This window comes from Morganella psychrotolerans (genome assembly GCF_001676155.1).
Lineage (GTDB): Bacteria > Pseudomonadota > Gammaproteobacteria > Enterobacterales > Enterobacteriaceae > Morganella > Morganella psychrotolerans.
The window spans coordinates 43,830-67,348 of record NZ_LZEW01000002.1; the positions used below are offsets into that span (position 1 = coordinate 43,830).

Below are 23,519 nucleotides of genomic sequence, written 5' to 3' on the forward strand. Positions count from 1 at the left end.
ATGACGCTCTATGCCGGTATCGACTGCGGAACGCAAAGCACCAAGGTCATTATTGTCGATAGCCAGACTGCCTGCATTTTAGGTGAGGGCAGCGCGCCTCACCTGATTATCAGTGAGTCAGGCGGACGCCGTGAACAGGAAGCCAAATGGTGGACTGATGCACTGGAAACGGCTTTTGCACAGGCAATCCGCAGTGCCGGCATTGACGGGCGTGAGATCCGCGCCCTGTCTGTTTCCGGTCAGCAGCACGGTTTTGTGCCGGTCAGTGAAAACGGTGACGTGCTTGCCCCGGCAAAGTTATGGTGTGATACCTCTACAAATGCAGAAAACCAGTGGTTTATCGATGCGCTGGGCGGTGAAAAAGCGGCGATTGAGCGCCTCGGGTTACTACCGCAGACCGGTTATACCGTTTCAAAAATCATCTGGTTTAAGCAGCAGCATCCGCAACTCTGGCAGCAACTGCGCCATGTGTTGTTACCGCACGATTATCTGAATTTCTGGCTCACCGGCAATGCCTGTGCAGAGTTCGGCGATGCGTCCGGTACCGGACTGCTGAATATCCGTACCCGCCAATGGGACAAAGAAGCTGCTGACCTTATCGATCCGGAAGGGATTTTATGGCAGGCGCTGCCGCCGTTAGTCCGCGCTGAACAGATGATCGGCACCGTTCGTCCTGAAATCGCTGAAAAACTGGGAATTTCGCCGCAAACCCGCGTGGCATCCGGTGGTGGCGATAACATGATGGCGGCAATCGGTACCGGAAATATCAAACCGGGGATCACCACCATGAGCCTCGGGACATCCGGCACCCTGTTTACCTTTGCTGAGAAACCGGTTGTGGCGGATTCCGCTATGATCGCGGGCTTCTGCTCCTCCAGCAATGGCTGGATGCCACTCATCTGTACGATGAATGTCACATCCGCCACCAGCACTATTCAGTCATTATTAGGACTGGATATTCAGTCCTTTAATGATGCGCTGAACAGCAGTAAACCCGGCGCGGATGGTCTTATCATGCTGCCGTTCTTTAATGGCGAACGCGTACCTCAGTTACCCGATGCCCGCGCCAGCCTGCATAACATGGACGGCAGCAACCTGACACCGCAAAACCTGAGCCTGGCTGTGGTTGAAAGTGCCACATACGGGCTGCGTTTTGGTATCGATCTGTTCCGTCAGCAAGGCGTAACCACCCGCGAAATCCGCCTGACCGGCGGCGGTGCGCGCAGTGCAAAATGGCGTCAGATTGTCGCAGATATCATGGCAACGCCTGTGGTCTGTGTGACCAACCAGGAAGCCGCCGCATTAGGTGCTGCCGTTCAGGCCATCTGGAGCGATACCCTGACCACAGAGACAACGCCGGAAACACAGTTAGCCGCGTTATGTGAACGCTTTGTTCAACTGGATGAAAACACCCGCACGCAGCCGGATCCTGTAAATGTGCCGGTGTATGAATCGCTGTATCAGAATTACCTCACTTTACTGACATCAGAATATCCGGAGGTCACATTATGACGGCATCTGTGGCAGACAATGACGAGTTACTGCGGGTTGAAGGGGTACGCAAGGCCTTTGGGCAGGTTGTGGCACTGAAAAATGCGCAGTTCTCGCTGAAAAAAGGCTCTGTTCACGCCCTGTGCGGCGGGAACGGTGCCGGTAAATCCACCTTTCTCAGCATCCTGATGGGATTTATCCGTCCGGATGCCGGTGAGATTTATGTCAAAGGCAAGCGCTGCGAATTTCATCAGCCGATTGAAGCGCTGCACGCCGGTATTGCTATCGTTCAGCAGGAATTAAGTTCAATTCCTGACCTGACGGTCGCGGAAAATATCTGGCTGGGACGCGAGCCGCGCCGCTTTGGTTTTGTCGATTTCAAAAAGCTGAACCAGCAGACGACTGAATTACTGGCTGATTTGCATTTCGACATCTCCCCGACCGAAAAAATGCGCAATTTGAGTGTGGCCGAGCAGCAACTGGTGGAAATCGCCAAAGCGCTCTCTCATGCCGATGCTGACATCATCATTATGGATGAACCAACCTCCGCCATTGGCGAGGAAGATGCACGGAAGATTTTTGATGTTATCACCCGCCTGACGGAAAAAGGTAAAGGCATTATTTATGTCTCCCACCGCCTGTCCGAGATTTTTCAGATAGCCGATACCTTCACCATTTTTCGTGACGGTACGTTTATCACTGACGGACCGCTGGCAGATATCAACCGTGAGAAGCTGATCGAGCTGATTATCGGGCGTGAAATCAAAGATGAATTTGCCAAATTCAATGAGCCGACGAATGAAACCATTATGGATATCGCAGGGCTTTCCCGCGATAACCATGTGCATGACATCAGTCTGAACCTGAAAAAAGGTGAGATCCTGGGAATTTATGGTCTGGTCGGCTCCGGGCGCACTGAGTTTCTCGATCTGATTTTCGGGATCGAACACGCGGACAAAGGCACCATTCATATTAACGGGCAGCATCTGGATAAACATTCGCCGAAAGACGCTATCAATGCCGGTATCGCCTATGTCACGGAAGATCGCAAAGAAACCGGGCTGATGCTCGGGCGCTCCATTAATGAAAACATTAATATTGCGTCCTTCGGAACCATCAGCAAGGGCGGCTTTATCAATGACAAGAAAGAACAGGCGCGGTCGAATGACATGATTGAGCTGTTCAATGTGAAAACGCCGGATGCCGGGCAATTAGTCGGCAATCTCAGCGGCGGCAACCAGCAGAAAGTGGTTCTCGGGCGCTGGGCGCTGATTGAGCCGGAAGTGATGCTGCTTGATGAGCCGACACGCGGCGTGGATGTCGGCGCCAAAAAAGAAATCTACCGTTTTATGTCCGAATTTGCATTACAGGGCAAAGGTATCGTGATGGTCTCTTCTGAGCTGTCCGAAATTATCGGGATGAGTGATCGCATTATTGTCTTTCGTGACGGGCGGATCGCCGGAGAGCTGACCGCAGCTAATGCCACTCAGTCCGATTTAATGAAACTTGCGGTGTGATGATGCACAGCCGTTCACCCGTCATCGCACGCATGAATAAAGAGAAGTTACCATGAATACAACAAATACTGCGCCCTCACCAGGGATCTCATTTATTGCCCGTAACAAGAAAAATATGCACAAATACGGCATCATTCTGGCGTTCTTTGTTCTGTGCCTGATTGTTGCTGTTGTGGGTGAAATTCAGGTCGCCCGTGGCGACTGGAGCAATAACTACTTTCTGAGCCAGGATAATATGATGATTATCCTGCGCCAGATTTCGATTAACGGCATTCTCGCCATCGGCATGACCTTCGTTATCATTACCGCCGGTGTTGATTTGTCTGTAGGCTCCGTTCTGGCACTGAGCGGCATTGTGGCGGCGCGGTTTGCCACCAGCAATACCGGACTGGCTATCGGTGATACTGCCAATGCGGCGATGATCCCGATGATTGTCGCCCTGGGGATAGGGATTGTCTGTGGTCTGCTCAACGGCACAATTCTGGCAAAATTTAATCTCCAGCCGTTTATCGTCACCATGGGGATGTTATCTGCCGCGCGCGGTCTGACACTGCTGACCACTGACGGCAACCCGGTATCACAGCTTAACAGTGATTTCCGCTGGTTAGGAAACGGCTACATTTTTGATATCCCGGTGCCGGTGGTTATTCTTGCCGCTATCTTTATTCTTGCCTGGATTTTACTGAATAAAACCACGTTCGGGCGTTATGTTTACGCCGTCGGCGGAAATCCGAAGAGTGCAAGAACCTCCGGCATCAGCGTAATTAAGATCAAAGTGCTGGTTTACACCCTGTGCGGCGCATTAGCCGGTATCGCAGGTCTTATCCTGACCGCCCGCACCGGTTCAGCACAGACCAGCGCCGGGAGTGCTTACGAGCTGGATGCTATCGCTGCCGTTGTTATCGGCGGAACCAGTATGGCAGGCGGCGTCGGGACATTAGTCGGCACCCTGTTCGGCGTATTAATTATTGGCGTGATGAATAACGGCCTCGACCTGCTCGGTGTTCAGTCCTATTACCAGCAGATTATCAAAGGTGCATTAATTGTTATCGCCGTGCTTTTAGATCCGTCACGCAAACAACGTCGTGACTGACAGCAGTACCCACGCGGATTTTTTCAGCCCGCCACATTCCGGATGACAAGCTAATTTACGCAAAATCATTCAGTCTGTGGCAAGGCGGCAAAGTGAAGGAGCACGGGGAGCATACACAAGTATGTGACCCGGGATACTGAGCGCAGCCAACACCGCCACAGGCTGAAGGATGAAGCGTAAACGCAAAATCATTCGTTTTGTAGGTAGGCGGCAAAGTGAGGACATCCCCGGGAGCATACATCAGTATGTGACCGGGGTGGACGAACGCAGCCAACACCGCCACAGGCTGAAGGATGAAGCGTAAATAAAGACTATAAAAACAGCGACCCTACAAGGAACAACCATGAACAAACTAACCAAAATCGCAGCTCTTACCTCTGCTCTGCTGATGGGCGGTCAGGCATTTGCTGCACAGGATAATCCGGTAAAAATTTCGGTACTGATGTATGGCATGAAAGCTGAGTTCGTTCAGTTAATGGAAAAAGCGGCAAAAGAACATCCGGCTGTGAAAAGTGGCGATGCGGTTATTACTGTTTACGATGGTCGTTATGACCCTATGGTACAGAATAACCAGGCTGAAACCGCTATTCAGACCAAAACTGACGCTATCATTATCAACCCGATGGATTATGAAGCGAACATCGACGTCGTCACTATGGCGAATGAAGCAAAAATCCCTGTCATTGTGACCAACGCCCGTCTGAATACAGACAAAATGACGGCTGAAGTGGTTTCTGATGACGTCCTCGGCGGTTACATGGAAGCCAAAGCGGTTCTGGCAAAAATGAACTGTGAAGGTAACGTTGTTATTATCGAAGGACCGAAAGGCGGCAGCGGTGAAATTCAGCGCGGTGAAGGTAATGACAAAGCCATTGCAGAGTGTGGTCCGGGCAAAGTGAAAGTGTTAGAGCGTAAAACCGCTAACTGGTCACGCGCTGAAGCTATGCCGTTGATGGAAAACTGGTTACAAAAACACCGTGGTAAAATCGGCGGCGTTATCGCACAGAATGACGAAATGGCATTAGGTGCTATTGAAGCTATCAAATCTGCCGGTCTGAATGTCAGTGATTTCTCTATCGCTGGTGTGGACGGTGTTTCTGATGCTATCCGTTCCGTGCAGGAAGGCGAAATGGTTTCCATCCTTCAGGATGCAAACGCACAGATGCAGGGCTCTATCGACCTTGCAATGAAAGCCGTAAAAGGTGACAGCTATCAGCCGCAGTCCAAAATCTGGGCGCAATATGCAGACAAACTGCAATGGAATGACGGTAAAGATAACCACTATGCTATTCCGTGGACAGAAGTAACAACAGAGAACGCAAAACAGTTACTGGATGCCCGTAAGTAAGCTGATTACACCTCTTTTTCTGAACAAACCGCTGTTTCCCTGTGAAAACGGCGGTTTTTTTATTCTTTATCATCTATTTTCTATGGCGGATAACTCTGCCACGATCACTCTTTATGCTATTTTCTGAACCAATAAAAAAAACCGGTGTTTGGCTGTAAACATTAACCACTGAATACACCGTCCCTCCCCCCCGCCCGCTTCACATAGCGTAAATTCACAGTATTATGTAATTACTTAAATAACATAAGCGCAATATCACATTTAACGACATGATGACTGATCGGGATAAAGCAATCGCAAAAGTACAGAAACTAATGTCTCTTGCGGAAAACGCCGGTAATGAGAATGAGGCGGCAAACGCCTTTGCGAAAGCACGGCTGTTTATGAAAAAGCATAGTCTCTCGTTATCCGATATTTATACCCCTGAATCTGCACAGCCCCCGTCTGTTCCTTCTGAGAAAACACCGGTAAAGCAACCGCCTAAACCCATGACCGCAGAAGAGCGCCACCGGGAAATGGGACGCCGGAAACAGCAGGAAGAGCAGCGGCTCAGAGAATTGCAGGCTCTGGTCGCACAGCAAAGACAACGGGAACTGCAACGACAGCGGGAACAACAGGCGCTCCGCGAACTGGAAAAAAGGCAGGAGATAAAGAAACAGCAGCAACAACAAACACCGCAGGAGCGGGAAAACCAACCTGAGCCAGTAAGGACTGAGTCGCAAATATTACCGCAACAACCGCCGATCCCACCGGAAGCCCCTCATTTCAGCCGGGACAAAGCGCCATCAGAAAGTAATGTGCGCCAGTTCATCATCGGTAAAATAAAAAATGTGCTGGTGATGCGCAATATTCCTCTGGTATTAATTGCGGCAGTAATGATTTTCTTTGTTATTTATATAGTCTATCTTCAGTAGCTTTTTCAGTGATTTTTTCAGTAACTTCCGCGTTATTCCCCGGCTTTATTCCCAGTTTTTCTCTTGCCAGCGCATTCCAGGCCCGGCAACTGCGGCTCTGATACCCTTTCACATTAGCAAGCGCCAAATCATAAGAGAGCACCGGATCGGTCACCGGGATAATCGCCAGTCCGTCAACCCGCCTGCCGTGCCACATGCTGTCAGGCAGTAATGTAATTCCCACCCCCGCACGCACCATCGCAATAATCAAATCCAGGTGATTACTCCGCCCTGCCACTATTGGTTTGCTGTGATAAATTCCGCAGGCGCTGCGGATAAGATCGTTAATCCGGAAATCTTCCGAGAAAAGAACTAATTTCTGATCCAATAACTCCGTAAACTGAACCTGATTTTTTTTCCGCCAGGGGGTGCTGTTCATTGACCAGCAACATCAGACGATTAGTGGTAAAGCGCTGTAAATCAAACAAATTATTATCAAACGGTAACATTACGGCGGCAGTTTCGACACTGCCTTCTGTCATCGCATCCAGCATCTGTTTGGTGCCCAGTTCAAAGATTTTCAGCTCAACCTGCGGATGCCGGGAACTGAATGCCATAATAATATCGGCAAAATAGGTTGATGCGATAACCGGCGGTAATCCGACATTTAATGTCCCGGTCAGCGGACCTGATTTATCCTGTAACGCTTTGTTCATACAATGAAACTGCGCCAGAATTTGGGTGGCATGATCAAATAAAATCGCCCCTTCATCTGTCAATGTCACGCCATTCGTTTCACGGGTCAGTAATGTAAAGCCGAGTTCATCTTCCAGCTTCAGAATGCTGCGACTGATAGCAGGTTGTGTCACACATAATGACTCCGCTGCCCGGCTGAAACTATTGAGTTGTACAACTTCGGCAAAATACCGCAATACCCGGATATCCATCCCTCACCTCTATTACATTTGGTTATAACAGTAATGAGTATAAACCATTTCCAATTATTCCGGATAATCGCTAAAAATCATTCATACTGTTAATGATTTGACGCTGATAAATCAGCACCGTATTTACCGGAGAAGAAGAAAATGACAAAAACAGTGATTGAGCATGTGCTGGGGCGTTTGCAGGATCTCGGTATCCACCATGTATTTGGTGTCGCCGGTGACTATGCATTCCCGGTTGAAGATGCCGTATGCGAAAGCAAATCCATGAAATGGATAGGAAATTGTAATGAACTGAACGCCGCCTACGCCGCCGATGGCTATGCACGCATCAACGGAATGGCGGCGCTTTCAACCACCTTCGGCGTCGGAGAATTAAGCGCCATAAACGGTATTGCCGGCTCTTATGCCGAAAATCTGCCGGTTTTTCATCTGGTTGGTATGCCGGCAAGTGGTGTGCAAAAAAGCGGGCGCCTGGTTCACCATACATTAGGTGACGGGGATTTTAACCTGTTTTATGAACTGGGGCAGCGCCTGACCTGCGCCCACGCAATAATGACACCGGAGAATTGTGTACAGGAAACAGAGCGGCTTATCATCAGCGCCCTGCGTGAGCGCCGCCCTGTCTATATCGGCTTTCCGTCTGATTACGCCGTATTGCCGGTTAAAACACCTGAAACTGTCACTCCGCAGGTGCTGCCGGTCAGTAACAGCGCCTCACTGTCTGCGGCTGTTGCCGCCATCAGCGCTAAGCTGGCGGCAAGCAAAAGCACCTGTATTTTACCCGGCATGTTATCTGCCCGATCCGGGTTAATTGAAGATGTCCGCGCACTCATCAGTAAAACAGGTCTGCCATACGCCACCATGTTTATGGATAAAGCGATTATCAGCGAATCCGATCCCCATTACACCGGCATGTATGACGGGAAACTGATGAATCCGCAGGTCAGGGAGTTTGTTGAAAATTGTGAATGTATCCTGAGTGTCGGTGCCGTTGTGACTGATTTCAATACCGGTAGTTTTACCGCAGAGATTGCCCCACAGAAACTCATCAGCATTATGGCGGGTCACGTCAGTGTCGGCGCAGCCGTTTTCCATGATGTGTATATGCGGGATATTCTCCCGGCGTTAATCGCCGCGTTACCCCACACAGATTGTCCTGTTCCGCCTGCAACCGGGCTTGGTTTGCCTGTGTCGGATGTATCCGGCGAGATAATACCGCAATATCTTTATCCGCGTTTTGAACAAATGTTCAGAAATAACGATATTATTATTGCTGAAACCGGAACCGTTTCAATGGGGCTGGGCTTTGCTTTGCTGCCGGAAGGGGCACATTTTCATAACCAAACGTTATGGGGTTCAATCGGCTGGGCAACACCGGCGGCATTCGGGGCTGCGGTTGCCGCACCGGACAAACGAATTATCCTGATAACCGGGGAAGGCGCTCATCAGCTGACCGCACAGGAGATAAGCCAGTTTGACCGCGCCGGGCTGAAACCTCTTATTTTTGTGCTGAATAATGATGGCTATCTGATTGAGCGGCTATTGTGCAAAGACCCGGAGGCTGTTTATAACGATTTGCCGCAATGGCGCTATGCACAATTGCCGGAAGCACTGGGGTGTGATGACTGGTATTGCCGCCGCGTCACCACCTGCACTGAACTGGATAACGCGATTAAAGAGGCAGAGTCCGGTGACCGCGCCGCTTATATTGAAATCATAACAAACCGGTATGCTGCCTCTGAACTGGCTGAAAAACTGGGGGAATCAGCGGCATCCCTGTATTCGTTTTAACGGAACCCGGCAGCGGGTTCTTTATTTCAGAACCCGTTTTCTTTACACAATGCCTTGTTCGCATGCAGTGTAAATAAAATATGCTGCGGATAGTCATCATAATACTGATGGATCTCTGCCAGCCCTTTTTCCTGAGCCAGTTGCACTGTTTTCAGTGAACATGTCCGGAAAGTCAGATCTTTTTGCATATTTACCTGATCGTTTTTCTGTGAAGATACGGATTTTTTCAGCCATGCAGGTGACAGCGAATAGTGATAAATAACATTGTTGTCTTTCGCCTCAATATTTTCGATATAAAGGGAATCACCTATTTTCAGGCGCGACTGCCCGTTCATTTTAGCCTTGTCTTCCTGCGCGCCAACCACCGCCAGTTCATTCACATTCATAGTGCTTATTTTTTTGTTTATAGCCCGCAATATACTCAGGGGATTGATAATAATGATCTGCATACGCAGTTTTAAGCTCCGCATCACTCATTACACATCCGGTAAGAATTAAAGCAGGCAAAATAATGAATAGTTTTTTCATTGTTAACCCCATATCAGATAAATTACCTGGTATCCGACTCCGGATAGTTCTTATACAAAATAGTCGTAATAACCTGGTCATTATCGAAACAAAACCAGAGCTGACGGTCAAACCAGGTGTAATAATAACAGGCACTGCCAGCTGCTATATTATTGTATTCCCCGTAAGCAGCAATCATCTCGTTATAGGTATCACCGACAGTGATGCCACGGTACGTTTTATAACGGTCATCTTTAAACGATATTTCAGATATATATGCATCCTGTCTGCCGGTGCGTTTTTCCACAATCGTATTAGTCCGGGAAATCGTGACATTAAACCCGGCGATGTCAGAGATCCATGATTCAACACCGTGAGAAAAATCATGAAATACGGGTTTTGATACACCTTCCCGCTGTTTTTCAAGCCAGCGGATCACGGTATTATCTGTTACGGGTTTACCTAAAAAATCAATCTGACCATTCCCGGATTTCATCATAAAATCCCGGTAATCGACTTTATCAGCGATGTTATCAGCAACCTTTAATGCTGAATTTTTTATCCAGCCCTCAACCACTTTATTTTTGCTGTTAATGTAATTAATATAAGCATAGTCACCGTGTTGCCGATACTGTAATACACGATCTCCGCGAATAATAAATAACTCTGTTTTACACTGTTCATCCGGTTGCAGATAAAGCCAAACCCTGGCCTGCGATATCACTTCTTTTTGCACCGGAACAATAAAGGGCGCTGCTGACCAGTTATCCCTGTTTATTGAACAATTCACCATTCCCGGCGCATTCAGGAGATATGTAATCCGTTTTATTTTTTTTATCTTTATTAACCTCAAAAATAAGACTCATATCAATACTATGATAAATAAGTGATTCTGTACCCTCATCAGCCGAATAATCATCATGAAGACCATAACGCTCAAAAAGCAGACTGAGAGGATCACCCACGCGGATACCACGATGTGTTTTATATTGATCAGAAGACAATGTTATCTGATTGATAACATCCTCATCAGTATTATCATTGATAATATAGGTCGCATAAACAGAAAGGGAATCCTCAGGAAATGAAACACCGACGGTTCTGCCGGCTCTGCCATAGCCGATAAAGACTAACTCGGGCTCCCGATGGTAGTTTCTGAGAATATCACGACTGACTTCACTTAACGGCTCTCCGGGGCGCAGAACCATCTGATTGACAGTCAGCCGGTAATCATCAGCGGTCAGCGGATTATCTTTTTTTGTTATAGTGAGAACTATTAACGTGATCGACTTCTTCAGCAAGAGGAACTATTCTCAGATTTGTCTGAGTCAACTGAGATAATTCCAGCCAGCCGTCTGTTATTTCACCTTCGCCATTAACATAGCCAGCGAATAAGTAATTACCATTAACCTGATAACCAATAACAGAATCATTTTTTACCAAAAAGCTGATTTTACTTTTACATCTGCTGTCCGGGGCGGAATGAAAGTACAGCCGCCCCTCAGACATAACCTTGTAAATCACTCTTTCACTGTATATTCCCTCATTTTCCGCGCGTAGGGAAATATCTGAGCATGTCTCAGCCGCGAAAGTAATGAACGGATAAAAAAATAGCAGTGACATTAATAATATTTTCACAGCCCGCACTTATGTTCTGCTTAATCATATTATCCTTATAACCGATTATCCTTTTTCTTTCTGCAATATTCAGCGTTGTTTTACCTCTTTTTGTGACATCCCTCTTTTTCAGCCTTTCACCAGGATCACTTCCACGCCAATACGGCGCAGACCGGTCAAACTTGCTTCAGGAATACCGTCATCGGTAATAATGGTATCAATACGCTGAGTATCAATAATTTTATGCAGACTCGAGCTGTTAAATTTACTTGAGTCAGTGACGACCACAATCTGCCCGGCAACTTCACACATCCGCCGGTTTAAACGCGCTTCATCTTCATTATGTGTGCTGATACCGCGTTCCAGATCAATCGCATCCACCCCGAGAAACAGCATATCAAAGTGATAATTATGCAAAGATTGCTCAGCCTGATCGCCGTAAAATGACAGGGATTGGCGGCGCAGTTGTCCGCCTGTCATCATCAGTTCCACCCCGGGCGCTTCCAGCAGTGCATTCGCCACATTCATACCATTGGTCATCACAATCATATCCTGATGATGGCGCAACTGACGCGCAATCTCATACGTTGTGGTACCGGAGTCCAGGATAACCCGCAGACCCGGCGTTATCCGCTCCGCTGCAATGGCCGCAATATTGCGTTTGATTGTCGTGTGCCGGGTGCTTTTATCTTCCAGTGAGGGTTCATTAACCAGTGCAACACCTTCACAGATAAGCGCTCCGCCATAAGCACGGATTGCAATTCCCTGCTTTTCCAGAAAAGCCAGATCATTGCGGATGGTTACCGTAGAAACACGAAATTGCTGTGATAATTCATTAACCTGGACGCTGCCGTTAGAACGCAGTAACTGGATGATGTGTTCGCGTCGCCCGCTCGTTCCCATAATCCGGTTATCCGTACCGGTATCCGGACTATTCATTACCTTATCCTTACTATTCATTCAAAAAGTCTTTCATTTCATTTCGTTTCATCTATTAACGCTTTTCTTTATGCAGAATGCAAGTCCGGAAAAATGCGTAACTACACTTAATCAAAGAAGCCAGTCTTTCATTGTATTTCTTTTGTGATGCGGATCAGGATTTTAAAACCTTTCGTTTTGTTTTCTTTTTCCTTTATAGCAGTATGCATGACAAGACCTGAAACAAAAACAAACCATGCGAGACTGTAAGGAGAGGAAAGTGAAACTTTTAACTGATATTGTTGCACGCCACAAACGGGGAGATAAAACGGGCATTTATGCTGTCTGCTCCGCACATCCGTATGTTCTGAAAGCCGCGATAGGCTTCGCCCGTGAGCAACAGACTCCGTTACTGGTTGAAGCAACATCCAATCAGGTGGATCAATTCGGCGGCTATACCGGAATGACACCTGCTGATTTCCGTGATTTTTTGTGGCAACTGGCGGATGACAACCACTTTCCCCGGGAAAATCTTATCCTCGGCGGCGACCATCTCGGACCGAACCGCTGGCAGAATGAACCCGCTGATGAGGCGATGGTAAAAGCGGACGAATTGATCCGTTCTTATGTCACTGCCGGATTTAAGAAGATTCACCTCGATTGCAGTATGTCCTGTGCCGGTGACCCCGTTCCGCTGACAGATGAAATTGTGGCACAACGGGCTGCGCGCCTGGCGGCTATCGCTGAAGAAACCTGTCAGCAATGTTTCGCAACCCGTGATCTGGTTTATGTTATCGGTACTGAAGTCCCTGTGCCGGGTGGCGCTCATGAAGAACTTGCTGAGCTGGCGGTCACAACGCCGGAAGCAGCTGAGGCGACATTACTGGCTCATCAGCGGGCCTTTTCACAACAGAATCTGACCGGGATCTGGCCGCGGATCATCGGGCTGGTGGTGCAACCGGGAGTAGAATTTGATCACGTAAATGTGATTGATTATCAACCTGAGAAAGCGCGCGCACTGAGTAATATGGTCACACATCACGACCATCTGGTATTTGAAGCGCATTCAACAGATTATCAGATGCCTGCGGCGCTCAGTCAGCTGGTTGATGATCATTTCGCGATCCTTAAAGTTGGTCCCGGGCTTACCTTTGCGCTGCGTGAAGCCCTTTATGCACTGGCTGCCATTGAAGATGAGCTGATAGCACCTGCGGCGCGTTCCTCACTGCGTCAGGTGACAGAGGACATTATGCTGAAAAAACCGGGCTACTGGCAGAGCTATTACACCGGTGATGAGCAGACACAGTACATTGCACGCAGCTACAGCTATTCAGACCGCATCCGCTATTACTGGCCGGATAAAGCGATCAGCGCGGCGGTTGACTGCCTGCTGAAAAATCTGACTAAAACACCGATTCCTCTGCCGCTGATAAGCCAGTATCTGCCGCTGCAATACCCGCAAGTCCGTGCCGGACATATTACGGCTGCGCCGGAGGATTTAATCATTGCGCACATTCAGACAGTGCTGCGCCACTATCACAATGCCTGCCGGTAAGGAGCGAATACCATGCCAAATATTGTGTTAAGCCGTATTGATGAACGATTAATCCACGGACAGGTGGGTGTCCAGTGGGTTGGTTTTGCCGGTGCCAATCTGGTGCTGGTTGCAAATGACGAGGTTGCCGCCGATCCATTACAGCAGAATCTGATGGAAATGGTATTAACGGAAGGTATTGCGGTACGTTTCTGGCCGCTGCAAAAAGTGATCGACAATATTCATAAAGCCGCAGACCGGCAAAAAAATTCTGCTGGTCTGCAAAACCCCGGCTGATTTTCTGACCTTAGTGAAAGGCGGCGTTCCTGTGGAACGCATTAACATCGGCAACATTCACTATGCGGAAGGTAAACGTCAGATAGCCAAAACAGTGTCTGTGGATGATGCGGATCTCGCTGCATTCAGAGGACTCAACAAAGCCGGTGTCGCCTGTTTCATTCAGGGAGTACCGACAGAACCGGCGCAGGATCTGTTTAAACTGCTCTGAGGATACATGTATGGAAATCAGTCTGTTACAAGCTGTCGCCCTCGGGCTGGTGGCTTTCATTGCCGGATTGGATCTGTTTAACGGGCTCACACATATTCACCGCCCGGTTGTACTGGGGCCGATTGTCGGGCTGATACTCGGTGATCTCAATACCGGGATCCTGACCGGCGGTACCCTGGAACTGGTCTGGATGGGACTCGCTCCACTCGCGGGCGCTCAGCCGCCTAACGTAATAATCGGCACTATCGTGGGGACGGCTTTCGCTATTTCCACCGGCGTGAAGCCGGAAGTCGCCGTCGGCGTTGCCGTACCATTTGCCGTGGCGGTTCAGATGGGGATCACGTTCCTGTTCTCTGTGATGTCCGGCGTCATGTCCCGCTGTGACAAAATGGCAGCCAATGCCGACACGCGGGGTATAGAGCGTATCAACTATCTGGCACTGCTTGCCCTTGGTCTGTTCTATTTTCTCTGCGCGTTTTTACCTATCTGGTTCGGGGCTGATCACGCTAAAAACCTGATTGATGTTCTGCCGACCCGGTTAATAGACGGGCTGGGTGTCGCGGGCGGTATCATGCCGGCTATCGGTTTTGCCGTTCTGCTGAAAATCATGATGAAAAATGCCTACATTCCTTACTTTATCCTGGGATTTGTCGGTGCCGCCTGGCTTCAGTTGCCGGTACTGGCAATCGCTGCCGCCGCACTGGCAATGGCTATGATCGATTTTGTCCGCAAACCGGCGACAACCGAACCGGCACATCCGTCACAAGAGGAATTTGAAGATGGCATCTGAAAAAACGCATTCATCTGCGCCCGCTCAGGAAGAAACCTTGCTGCCCGCAGACTGTAATCAGAACGTTTATGAGGATCAGACAACCGGCGCTGACCTGACACGCAAAGATATTAACCGGATAGCCTGGCGTTCCATGCTATTACAAGCCTCATTTAACTATGAGCGTATGCAGGCCGCGGGCTGGCTTTACGGTCTTCTGCCCGGACTGAAAAAAATCCATACCAATCCGCGTGATCTTGCCCGCGCCATGAAAGGTCACATGGGCTTTTTCAATACGCACCCGTTCCTGGTGACATTTGTTATCGGCATCATTCTGGCGATGGAGCGTTCCAAACAGGATGTAAACAGTATTCAGAGCACTAAAATTGCGGTCGGTGCGCCACTGGGCGGGATTGGTGATGCTATGTTCTGGCTGACACTCCTGCCTATCTGCGGTGGGATCGGCGCAAGCCTGGCATTACAGGGCTCGATTCTCGGCGCGGTGGTTTTTCTGGTGATGTTTAACGTCGTTCACTTAGGGCTGCGTTTCGGACTGGCGCATTATGCTTACCGCATGGGTGTCGCGGCTATCCCGCTGATTAAAGCCAATACCAAAAAAGTGGGTCATGCTGCCTCGATTGTCGGTATGACAGTCATTGGTGCGTTGGTTGCAACCTATGTAAAATTATCCACCACACTGGAAATCACCGCCGGTGATGCCGTCGTCAAATTACAGAGTGATGTGATTGATAAACTGATGCCCGCCTTTCTGCCGCTGGTCTATACCCTGACGATGTTCTGGCTGGTTCGCCGGGGCTGGAGCCCGTTACGTCTGATTCTGCTGACCGTCGTGTTAGGTATTGCCGGGAAATTTGCACACTTCCTGTAAACAGAAATATAAAGGAGAGACTGATGCCGGGAATTATTTTATGTGGTCACGGAGGTTTTGCCTCCGGACTGGAAAAAGCCATGCTGCAAATCATCGGGGAACAGGACGATTTCATTGCCATTGATTTCCCGGCTGAATCCACCACCCACCGTCTGACGCAGGAACTGGAAGCCGCACTGGAACAACTGAAACAGTGTGACAGTGTGATTTTTCTGACGGATATTCTTGGCGGAACACCGTTCCGGGTATCCGCCACACTGTCACAGGGACGGACAGACCGCGAGGTGATCACCGGCACTAATCTGCAATTACTGCTGGAGATGTCACTGGAGCGGGATACTCTCTCCCCTGATGATTTTCGCCGGGAAGCGCTGGCCTGCGGGCACCGTGGCTTAACCAGTCTGACCGATGAATTACAGCGGGCGCGCTGCTGTGAAACAGAGGACGAAGGTATATGACACAGCAGATCCGTGCCCGCAGAGTACTGACAGAATATGGCTGGCGTGAAAACCAGGCGATCACCGTCCGTAACGGCATTATTACCGCTATTACCCCGCTGCCCGCAGGGGAAAACCGGTTTGATGCGGAGCAACTCTGTCCTGCTTATATTGATACCCATGTTCATGGCGGACAAGGTATGGATGTGATGGATGATTCTCCTGATGCGCTGGCAACCATTGCCGCTTTCAAAGCACAACAGGGAGTTGCTGCCTGGCTGGCAACAACGGTCACCGCACCGCTGCCGGACATTAAATCCGCCCTCGCCCGCATTGCCCGTTATTGTCAACAGCAGACAGTGTCTGTTCCTGTGGCTGAAGTACTGGGCAGTTATCTGGAGGGTCCGTACTTTACGCCGGAAAACAAAGGTGCGCACTCACCGGAACTGTTCCGTGAACTGGTTATCAGTGAACTGGATGAATTAATTGCGATTTCACAGAACACCCTGAAAGTGGTCGCGCTGGCACCGGAAAAAACAGATGCCCTGAATGCGATCCGCCATCTGAAAGCCTGCGGACTGAATGTTATGCTCGGACACAGTGCGGCTTCATATGAACAAACCCTGGCCGCTTTCGATGCCGGTGCTGATGGTCTTGTTCACTGTTTCAACGGCATGACCGGTCTGCATCACCGTGACCCGGGAATGGCAGGTGCGGGGTTATCTGACCCCCGCGCATGGCTGGAACTGATTGCAGACGGACATCATGTGCACCCCGCAGTAATGCAGATTGCCTGTCAGTGTGCCGCACACCGCACTGTACTGATAACGGATGCGATGAGAGCCGCCGGACAACCGGACGGTATCTATGACATCTGTGGTCACAATGTCACCATGGAAGCCGGCATTGTCCGGACTGCCGCCGGGGGGCTTGCCGGCAGTACGCTGGCGCTGGATGATGCTGTCCGCAGGATGATCGCCAATGCCGGTACATTACCGGAAACCGCAATCCGCATGGCGTCACTGCACCCTGCGCAACTACTGGGAATAACACAGACTCACGGCACAATAGCGCCGGGTAAACGGGCGCATTTTAATGACCTGAGTGCTGACTGGCGGGTCAGGCAGACCTGGATCCACGGATTGCCGGTTTATTGACTTCCTTTCATTATGAGGTGCAGTAAAACTGCGCCTTTCTTTTCCTTATTATTTTCCATCGGTTATTTTTATATAACAGACTAATAAACAACAGCTTAATCATTTCACCTGTGGTGTGAATCACACTTTTCGTTTTCTTTTCATTTCGCAATTGATCCTTCAATTTCATTCCTGTAAATTGAATTTAAATACCAATCGAAACCAATCGAAAGACAAAGGACTTGCTTTATCTTTTGACTCATATCACTTTCGGATTGAACGAAATGTTAAGGACAAAACTATGCATGCCCCTCTTGCTCCTGCCACACCCCACTATTCCACCTGGACGGAAACTGAAATCCGCCAGCAACCGGATTGCTGGGTAAATGCGCTGCGCTCAATTGACTCACAACGTGCGGCGCTGGACACCTTCCTTGCGCCTCTGCTTGCACTGGATAATCTGAATATCATTCTCACCGGTGCGGGAACATCTGCCTTTATCGGTGAGATGATTTCGCCGGTACTGCGCCGCCTGACCGGAAGATCGGTCACCGCCATCCCGACCACCGATATCGTCACAAACCCTGTGGATTATCTGCCGCAACATCAGCCGGTACTGCTTATTTCATTTGCCCGCTCCGGTAACAGCCCGGAGAGTGTCGCGGCATTTGATCTTGCCAATCAGTGTATTGCGGACTGCTCTCATCTGGTGATCACCTGCAATAAAGAGGGACATCTGTATCAGCGCGTGCAGGGTAAAAATAATGGTTTTGCACTACTGATGCCACCGCAGACAAATGACAAAGCGTTTGCTATGACCAGCAGTATTACCTCCATGATGTGCAGTTGCCTTGCCGCACTTGCCCCGCAACAATTCAGCACTCAACACTTTGCCCGCGTGGCTCAGCGGGCGCGTGAGACTATCGCGGCACATGGAAACGGCACACAGAACTTACCGGGAAATGACTGTTTTTCGCGGGTTGTTTATCTCGGCAGCGGCAGTTTTCAGGGACTTGCCCGTGAATCTGCCCTCAAACTACTGGAACTGACTGCCGGTCAGACCGCTGCGTTCTACGATACCCCTACCGGCTTCCGCCACGGCCCGAAATCACTGGTCGACGGTGAAACCCTGGTGGTCATGTATATCTCAAACCAGCCATACACCCGTCAGTATGACCTGGATCTGCTGGCAGAACTGCGCCGTGACCGCATAGCAAAATGCGTTATCGCCATTGCGGACAAACCTGATGATGTTATCAGCGCCGGTGAACACTGTTATCTGCCCGCCGGTGACACACTCAGCGACACCGAACTTCTGTTCTGCTTCCTTCCTTACGCACAGCTTTTTGCTCTCAGCCAATCCGTTAAGGCCGGGATAACCCCGGACACACCGTCTGCCAGCGGCACCGTTAACCGGGTTGTTCAGGGCGTTATTGTTCATCCGTGGACAGACCAACACACAGGAGCGTAATCATGGCTATCATCTCAACAAAATATTTACTGACCCACGCACAAACCAATGGCTATGCCGTTCCTGCCTTTAACATTCATAACGCCGAAACGATTCAGGCCATTCTGGAAACCTGCGCGGAAATGCGTTCGCCGGTGATTCTGGCAGGGACACCGGGTACATTTAAACATATCGGATTTCAGGAAATTTATGCATTGTGTCAGGCCTATTCGCACTCTTTTGCCATGCCTGTCGCACTGCATCTTGATCACCATGAAACCCTTGATGATATCCGGACCAAAGTCGGTGAAGGCGTGCGCAGTGCAATGATCGACGGCAGTCATTTTCCGTTTGAGGAAAATATTGCCCTGGTGAAATCTGTTGTCAGCTTCTGTCACGCACACGATTGCAGCGTGGAAGCCGAGCTTGGTCGCCTGGGTGGCGTGGAAGATGATATGGACGTTGATGCGGAAAGTGCATTTCTGACCTCCCCGGAAGAAGCCCGGCGCTTTGCACAACTGACCGGTATTGACAGCCTGGCGGTTGCCATCGGTACCGCGCACGGACTGTATACCCACCGCCCGAAAATTGATTTCGCCCGGCTGGAAAAAATCCGCAGTATTGTGGATATCCCGCTGGTACTGCATGGTGCAAGCGATGTGCCTGATGCCGATGTGCGCCGCACCATCGAACTTGGGGTATGCAAAGTCAACGTCGCCACTGAGCTGAAGATTGCCTTTGCCGGTGCCGTCAGAGAATGGTTTGCTGCAAACCCTGAGGGTAATGATCCGCGCTACTACATGCGCACAGGAATGGATGCCATGAAAGCCGTTGTCCGCGACAAAATCCGCGTATGCGGCGCGGACGGTCAGCTTTTGTAGCCGGTCAGACGGCTCCGGTTCCCCCGCCGGAGCTGTCACCACCAGAGACACAATAAAATAATAAAAAACAACAAAAAATACTGTCCCGCAATACCCCTTAACCAATAAATTATAAAGAAGCTGAGGAGTACTCTACGATGTCGCAGGAAAAGTCGTTTAAATCTAAGCTCTGGGCATTTTTTCAAAGTCTGGGAAAAACCTTTATGTTTCCCGTGTCATTACTGGCTTTCATGGGATTATTACTGGGGGTCGGCAGTTCAGTCACCAGCCCTTCCGCAATCAGCAGTTTTCCGTTTCTCGGCAATGAATTTGTTCAGCTGACATTCGGTTTTATGGCCATGGTCGGCGGCTTCGCCTTTACCTATCTGCCTGTTATGTTCGCCATGGCTATCCCGTTTGGTCTGTCAAACCGCAATAAAGCGGTCGGCGCATTTGCAGGGTTTGTCGGCTATATGCTGATGAATATGAGCATCAACTATTATCTGACCGTCACCCACCAGCTCGCCGATCCCGCCATGATGAAGCAGGTCGGGCAATCCGTGGTACTGGGGATCCAGACTCTCGAAATGGGCGTGCTGGGCGGAATTGTTGTCGGCATCATTACCTATTTTCTGCACGAGCGCTTTCAGGATACTGAGCTGCATGATGCTTTTGCGTTCTTCGGCGGGATCCGTTTTGTCCCGATTATCACCGCACTGACGCTTTCTCTCGTCGGGCTGGCAATTCCGTTCCTGTGGCGCTATGTGGCAATGGGGATTGCCGGTATCGGACATATTATTCAGAGCACTGATGTATTCGGTCCTTTCCTCTATGGTGTCGGCGTGCTGTTACTGAAGCCTTTCGGATTACACCATATTCTTCTGGCAATGGTCCGCTTTACCCCGGCAGGCGGCACAGAGATGGTAGACGGCTATGAAATCGCCGGCGCACTGAATATTTTCTATGCCGAACTGAAAGCCGGACTTCCATTCAGCCCGCATATCACCGCCTTTCTGTCCCAGGGCTTTATGCCGACCTTTATCTTTGGTTTACCGGCGGTTGCCTATGCTATTTACCGCACAGCAAAACCAGCTAACCGTCCGGTTATCAAAGGATTATTACTCTCCGGTGTGCTGGTTTCTGTTGTCACCGGCATTTCAGAGCCGATTGAATTTCTGTTCCTGTTTATCGCCCCGGTGCTTTATATCTTCCATATCATTATGTCCGGCCTCGCATTACTGGTCATGGCTCTGCTCGGTGTCACGATAGGTAACACGGATGGCGGTATTCTGGATCTGCTGATTTTCGGGATAATGCAGGGCACTGCGACCAAATGGTATCTGGTGTTCCCGGTCGGGGTTATCTGGTTCGCAATCTACTTCTTTGTCTTCCGCTGGTACATTTTAAAGCATGATGTCAAAACCCCGGGACGCGAAGATGCCTCTGAAGGTGCAGAACAAGCCGTTCCCGCCAATACGCGCGCGCGCGGGAAATCAAAATACGATCATAATCTGATCCTGACAGCGCTTGGCGGTAAAGAGAATATTGACTCGCTCGACAACTGCATCACCCGCTTGCGTCTTGTGGTAAAAGACATGAGTAAAATCGACAAAAAAAATACTGAAAGATGCCGGTGCATTGTCTGTCGTGGTACTGGATGCTCACAGTGTTCAGGTCATTATCGGACCGCAGGTACAGAGTGTGAAATCCGGCCTTGAAGCCTTAATTTAAACAGGAAGTGAGCATGTACAATTTTGACGAAATCATTGAGCGAAAAAGTGACCGCTGCCGGAAATGGGATCATCAGTATGTCTGTTCGCGCTTCGGTGATGTTCCGCAGGACTTCATTCCGTTGTGGATTGCAGATATGGATTTTAAATCCCCTCCGGCGGTGATTGAGCGCTTTTCTCAGATAGCACAGCACGGAACATTCGGCTACACCTGGTGCTTTGATGAATTCTATGAGGCCGTCGTCCGTTTTCAGGCACAACGGCATCAGGTACAGATTACCCCGGACTGGATAACACTGAGCTACGGCACCGTCTCTACCCTGCACTATCTGGTGCAGGCATTTTGTCAGCCGGGTGACAGTGTGATGATGAATACCCCGGTTTATGATCCCTTTGCCCATGCCGTCACCCGGCAAAATGTCACCGTACTGACCAATCCGCTGGTTGTGCGTGATAGCCGCTATCATCTTGATTTTGATAATATCGAAAAACAGATGCGGGAGCATCAGCCAAAAGTATGGCTGTTTTGTTCTCCGCATAACCCGTCCGGGCGGATCTGGACGGGTGCAGAGATAAAACAGGTTTCTGATTTATGTCAGCAATACGGCGTTCTGCTGGTGATTGATGAAGTGCATGCAGAGCATGTTTTATACGGAACATTTACCAGTTGCCTTCAGCCGGACTGTGCTGCACCGGAAAACCTGATTTTACTGACCTCACCGAATAAAGCCTTTAATCTCGGCGGATTGAAAACCTCATACAGTATTATTCCTGATCCTGTGCTGCGCGCACAATTTCGCCGCCGGCTGGAAAAAAACTCCATCACGTCGCCCAATCTGTTTGGTGTATGGGGAATTATTGAAGCTTACAACAATAGTTCCGCATGGCTGGATGCACTGAATATCTATCTGAAAGGAAACGCGGATTATCTGGCACAGGCTGTTTCGGATTATTTCCCTGACTGGCGCATGATGCAGCCGGAATCATCTTATCTTGCCTGGATTGATATCAGTGCAACAGGGCGGACGGCTACAGAGCTGACACACTATTACGCACAAAAAACAGGTGTGGTAGTGGAGGACGGCAGCCATTATGTTGCTGACGGAGAAAACTATCTGCGGATCAATTTCGGGACACCACGGCGTTTACTGACAGATGCGTTTGAACGCCTGCACCGGACAACATAAACTAAAAAATTGGCGACCATGCTGTATTCCATCAACAGGGTCGCCATAATTACCGATGTTTTACCTTGATTCTAACAACACTTAACTGCTCTGGTTTGTCATGCTCTGCTTTACTGAAAAGCCATTTTCATTGAAGCGTCCGGGGCATGACACCCGTCTGCTTTTACATCCCTGTAACGGTTAAATCCATTTAACCGCCCCCGTCCCGGGGTAATTCCTTTTATTTCCCGCGGTATAAACCGCAGGCTTCCTGATAAAACGTCCGTGTGGTAAATCCTTTTACATCGGACTTCCGTGTCCGGCAACATCCGTTTACGTCCCTGAGAGATAAATCCGTTATCCCTGTAAACCATTAAAAAATAATTCCTTTATTTTTTAAGATTCAGGTTCGTTGATCAGGTTATATTCGCATCCTTACTGACATATTGACTTATAACAATCCGGTTATAAGAAACATCTGTAATAACAGTACTTTAAAAGTATTTCAGAGAGATAACTAAATTCATTTTATAATTCACGTCCGATGTGAAGTTATAAAAGTAACAACTTAACTTTTAATTCAATTGAGCGTAATAACGTGAACACAATATTAATTTACAGACAAACAAACCAAACACCAATAAGAATAGACTCAATTTACAGCGCGCCTTATTTACTTAAATACGACTCAGACTTACTCAGGCGCTCTATTACGGGATAAAGACTAACACCTGAGGATATATCGTCAATAAGAAATGGATTAGCTTTTATGTCAAATATAGCGCTGTCTGCTCTTATCACCTTTAATCAATTTTTCTTCTTTTTTACCTACCAAAATAAACACCGCGCAATAGCCAAAAACAAAAACAATGACACCACATAAAGCAAAAATTAAGTCAATCATCCTGATTGGCATCA

At 49.1% G+C, this 23,519-nt stretch carries 20 protein-coding genes and 3 pseudogenes; 16 read left to right on the forward strand and 7 right to left on the reverse strand.

The features are described 5' to 3' along the window. From xylB to AYY16_RS08615, 5 genes are all read left to right on the forward strand, one after another. Complete coding sequence (gene xylB, locus AYY16_RS08595) at window positions 1-1,512, forward strand: xylulokinase (RefSeq protein WP_067365101.1); 1,512 nt, start codon at window positions 1-3, stop codon at window positions 1,510-1,512. Then, complete coding sequence (locus AYY16_RS08600) at window positions 1,509-3,008, forward strand: sugar ABC transporter ATP-binding protein (protein ID WP_067365104.1); 1,500 nt, start codon at window positions 1,509-1,511, stop codon at window positions 3,006-3,008. Before xylB ends, AYY16_RS08600 begins: the two co-directional genes overlap by 4 nt. A 52-nt stretch (window positions 3,009-3,060) precedes the next feature. Further along, window positions 3,061-4,101 (forward strand): ABC transporter permease, encoded by a 1,041-nt coding sequence (locus AYY16_RS08605; protein WP_067365108.1) that lies wholly within the window; start codon window positions 3,061-3,063, stop codon window positions 4,099-4,101. 343 nt (window positions 4,102-4,444) lie between these two features. Then, a complete protein-coding gene (locus tag AYY16_RS08610; protein ID WP_067365111.1) occupies window positions 4,445-5,449 on the forward strand; it encodes a substrate-binding domain-containing protein in 1,005 nt (334 codons plus the stop codon). A 272-nt stretch (window positions 5,450-5,721) separates the two neighbouring features. Beyond that, entirely contained in the window at window positions 5,722-6,363 is a 642-nt protein-coding gene (locus AYY16_RS08615; protein ID WP_268874137.1) for a DUF2786 domain-containing protein, read from the forward strand. On the opposite strand, the pseudogene AYY16_RS08620 reads toward AYY16_RS08615, so the two are convergent. Further along, window positions 6,338-7,289: pseudogene (locus AYY16_RS08620) on the reverse strand (LysR family transcriptional regulator). The gene AYY16_RS08615 and the pseudogene AYY16_RS08620 overlap by 26 nt on opposite strands. A gap of 141 nt (window positions 7,290-7,430) precedes the next feature. On the opposite strand from AYY16_RS08620, the gene AYY16_RS08625 reads away from it, so the two are divergent. Further along, on the forward strand, window positions 7,431-9,080 hold the full coding sequence (locus AYY16_RS08625) for an alpha-keto acid decarboxylase family protein (protein ID WP_067365117.1): 1,650 nt from the start codon (window positions 7,431-7,433) through the stop codon (window positions 9,078-9,080). A gap of 26 nt (window positions 9,081-9,106) precedes the next feature. Here AYY16_RS08625 and AYY16_RS08630 read toward each other — a convergent pair whose 3' ends face one another. The 6 genes from AYY16_RS08630 to AYY16_RS08650 form a co-directional block, all read right to left on the reverse strand. Further along, window positions 9,107-9,466, reverse strand: a complete 360-nt coding sequence (locus AYY16_RS08630) for a hypothetical protein (protein WP_235846261.1) — start codon at window positions 9,464-9,466, stop codon at window positions 9,107-9,109. Next, complete coding sequence (locus AYY16_RS21015) at window positions 9,453-9,608, reverse strand: hypothetical protein (protein ID WP_235846262.1); 156 nt, start codon at window positions 9,606-9,608, stop codon at window positions 9,453-9,455. Before AYY16_RS21015 ends, AYY16_RS08630 begins: the two co-directional genes overlap by 14 nt. A 22-nt stretch (window positions 9,609-9,630) precedes the next feature. Continuing rightward, complete coding sequence (locus tag AYY16_RS08635) at window positions 9,631-10,380, reverse strand: hypothetical protein (protein WP_067365120.1); 750 nt, start codon at window positions 10,378-10,380, stop codon at window positions 9,631-9,633. Beyond that, window positions 10,352-10,888 (reverse strand): hypothetical protein, encoded by a 537-nt coding sequence (locus tag AYY16_RS08640; protein WP_156664977.1) that lies wholly within the window; start codon window positions 10,886-10,888, stop codon window positions 10,352-10,354. The genes AYY16_RS08635 and AYY16_RS08640 overlap by 29 nt, the downstream gene beginning before the upstream one ends. After that, entirely contained in the window at window positions 10,836-11,225 is a 390-nt protein-coding gene (locus AYY16_RS20430; RefSeq protein ID WP_162271051.1) for a hypothetical protein, read from the reverse strand. The genes AYY16_RS08640 and AYY16_RS20430 overlap by 53 nt, the downstream gene beginning before the upstream one ends. Window positions 11,226-11,333: 108 nt before the next feature. Then, on the reverse strand, window positions 11,334-12,143 hold the full coding sequence (locus tag AYY16_RS08650; protein WP_067365129.1) for a DeoR family transcriptional regulator: 810 nt from the start codon (window positions 12,141-12,143) through the stop codon (window positions 11,334-11,336). A 259-nt stretch (window positions 12,144-12,402) separates the two neighbouring features. On the opposite strand from AYY16_RS08650, the gene kbaZ reads away from it, so the two are divergent. The 10 genes and pseudogenes from kbaZ to AYY16_RS08700 all read left to right on the forward strand — a co-directional run bounded on the left by kbaZ (window position 12,403) and on the right by AYY16_RS08700 (window position 22,622). Beyond that, window positions 12,403-13,677: a tagatose-bisphosphate aldolase subunit KbaZ gene (gene kbaZ / locus AYY16_RS08655; protein ID WP_067365132.1), complete on the forward strand. Its 1,275-nt coding sequence runs from the start codon at window positions 12,403-12,405 to the stop codon at window positions 13,675-13,677. 12 nt (window positions 13,678-13,689) lie between these two features. Next, window positions 13,690-14,164, forward strand: a pseudogene (agaV, locus tag AYY16_RS08660) (PTS N-acetylgalactosamine transporter subunit IIB). A gap of 10 nt (window positions 14,165-14,174) precedes the next feature. Then, window positions 14,175-14,954 (forward strand): PTS N-acetylgalactosamine transporter subunit IIC, encoded by a 780-nt coding sequence (gene agaW, locus AYY16_RS08665; protein WP_067365135.1) that lies wholly within the window; start codon window positions 14,175-14,177, stop codon window positions 14,952-14,954. Beyond that, window positions 14,944-15,822 carry a PTS N-acetylgalactosamine transporter subunit IID gene (agaE, locus tag AYY16_RS08670; RefSeq protein WP_067365138.1) on the forward strand — a complete coding sequence of 293 codons (879 nt, stop codon included), beginning with the start codon at window positions 14,944-14,946 and terminating at the stop codon, window positions 15,820-15,822. The genes agaW and agaE overlap by 11 nt, the downstream gene beginning before the upstream one ends. Before the next feature lie 23 nt (window positions 15,823-15,845). Beyond that, the gene (gene agaF / locus AYY16_RS08675; protein WP_067365141.1) at window positions 15,846-16,280 is read left to right on the forward strand and encodes a PTS galactosamine/N-acetylgalactosamine transporter subunit IIA; all 435 of its coding nucleotides are present in this window, start codon (window positions 15,846-15,848) and stop codon (window positions 16,278-16,280) included. Next, on the forward strand, window positions 16,277-17,416 hold the full coding sequence (nagA, locus tag AYY16_RS08680; RefSeq protein WP_067365144.1) for an N-acetylglucosamine-6-phosphate deacetylase: 1,140 nt from the start codon (window positions 16,277-16,279) through the stop codon (window positions 17,414-17,416). The genes agaF and nagA overlap by 4 nt, the downstream gene beginning before the upstream one ends. 280 nt (window positions 17,417-17,696) lie before the next feature. Further along, the gene (locus tag AYY16_RS08685) at window positions 17,697-18,866 is read left to right on the forward strand and encodes an SIS domain-containing protein (protein WP_067365147.1); all 1,170 of its coding nucleotides are present in this window, start codon (window positions 17,697-17,699) and stop codon (window positions 18,864-18,866) included. Window positions 18,867-18,868: 2 nt separating this feature from the next. Next, window positions 18,869-19,726 carry a tagatose-bisphosphate aldolase subunit KbaY gene (gene kbaY / locus AYY16_RS08690; protein ID WP_067365150.1) on the forward strand — a complete coding sequence of 286 codons (858 nt, stop codon included), beginning with the start codon at window positions 18,869-18,871 and terminating at the stop codon, window positions 19,724-19,726. 137 nt (window positions 19,727-19,863) lie between these two features. After that, window positions 19,864-21,436, forward strand: a pseudogene (malX, locus tag AYY16_RS08695) (maltose/glucose-specific PTS transporter subunit IIBC). A gap of 13 nt (window positions 21,437-21,449) precedes the next feature. Continuing rightward, on the forward strand, window positions 21,450-22,622 hold the full coding sequence (locus AYY16_RS08700; protein ID WP_067365153.1) for a MalY/PatB family protein: 1,173 nt from the start codon (window positions 21,450-21,452) through the stop codon (window positions 22,620-22,622). Window positions 22,623-23,519 lie beyond the last annotated feature (897 nt).

Coding starts and splice junctions, on each gene's coding strand:
- xylB (WP_067365101.1), top strand. CDS start 1: ATGACGCTCTATGCCGGTATCGACTGCGGAACGCAAAGCACCAAGGTC.
- AYY16_RS08600 (WP_067365104.1), top strand. CDS start 1,509: ATGACGGCATCTGTGGCAGACAATGACGAGTTACTGCGGGTTGAAGGG.
- AYY16_RS08605 (WP_067365108.1), top strand. CDS start 3,061: ATGAATACAACAAATACTGCGCCCTCACCAGGGATCTCATTTATTGCC.
- AYY16_RS08610 (WP_067365111.1), top strand. CDS start 4,445: ATGAACAAACTAACCAAAATCGCAGCTCTTACCTCTGCTCTGCTGATG.
- AYY16_RS08615 (WP_268874137.1), top strand. CDS start 5,722: ATGACTGATCGGGATAAAGCAATCGCAAAAGTACAGAAACTAATGTCT.
- AYY16_RS08625 (WP_067365117.1), top strand. CDS start 7,431: ATGACAAAAACAGTGATTGAGCATGTGCTGGGGCGTTTGCAGGATCTC.
- AYY16_RS08630 (WP_235846261.1), bottom strand. CDS start 9,466: ATGAATGTGAATGAACTGGCGGTGGTTGGCGCGCAGGAAGACAAGGCT.
- AYY16_RS21015 (WP_235846262.1), bottom strand. CDS start 9,608: ATGAAAAAACTATTCATTATTTTGCCTGCTTTAATTCTTACCGGATGT.
- AYY16_RS08635 (WP_067365120.1), bottom strand. CDS start 10,380: ATGGTGAATTGTTCAATAAACAGGGATAACTGGTCAGCAGCGCCCTTT.
- AYY16_RS08650 (WP_067365129.1), bottom strand. CDS start 12,143: ATGAATAGTCCGGATACCGGTACGGATAACCGGATTATGGGAACGAGC.
- agaW (WP_067365135.1), top strand. CDS start 14,175: ATGGAAATCAGTCTGTTACAAGCTGTCGCCCTCGGGCTGGTGGCTTTC.
- agaE (WP_067365138.1), top strand. CDS start 14,944: ATGGCATCTGAAAAAACGCATTCATCTGCGCCCGCTCAGGAAGAAACC.
- agaF (WP_067365141.1), top strand. CDS start 15,846: ATGCCGGGAATTATTTTATGTGGTCACGGAGGTTTTGCCTCCGGACTG.
- nagA (WP_067365144.1), top strand. CDS start 16,277: ATGACACAGCAGATCCGTGCCCGCAGAGTACTGACAGAATATGGCTGG.
- AYY16_RS08685 (WP_067365147.1), top strand. CDS start 17,697: ATGCATGCCCCTCTTGCTCCTGCCACACCCCACTATTCCACCTGGACG.
- kbaY (WP_067365150.1), top strand. CDS start 18,869: ATGGCTATCATCTCAACAAAATATTTACTGACCCACGCACAAACCAAT.
- AYY16_RS08700 (WP_067365153.1), top strand. CDS start 21,450: ATGTACAATTTTGACGAAATCATTGAGCGAAAAAGTGACCGCTGCCGG.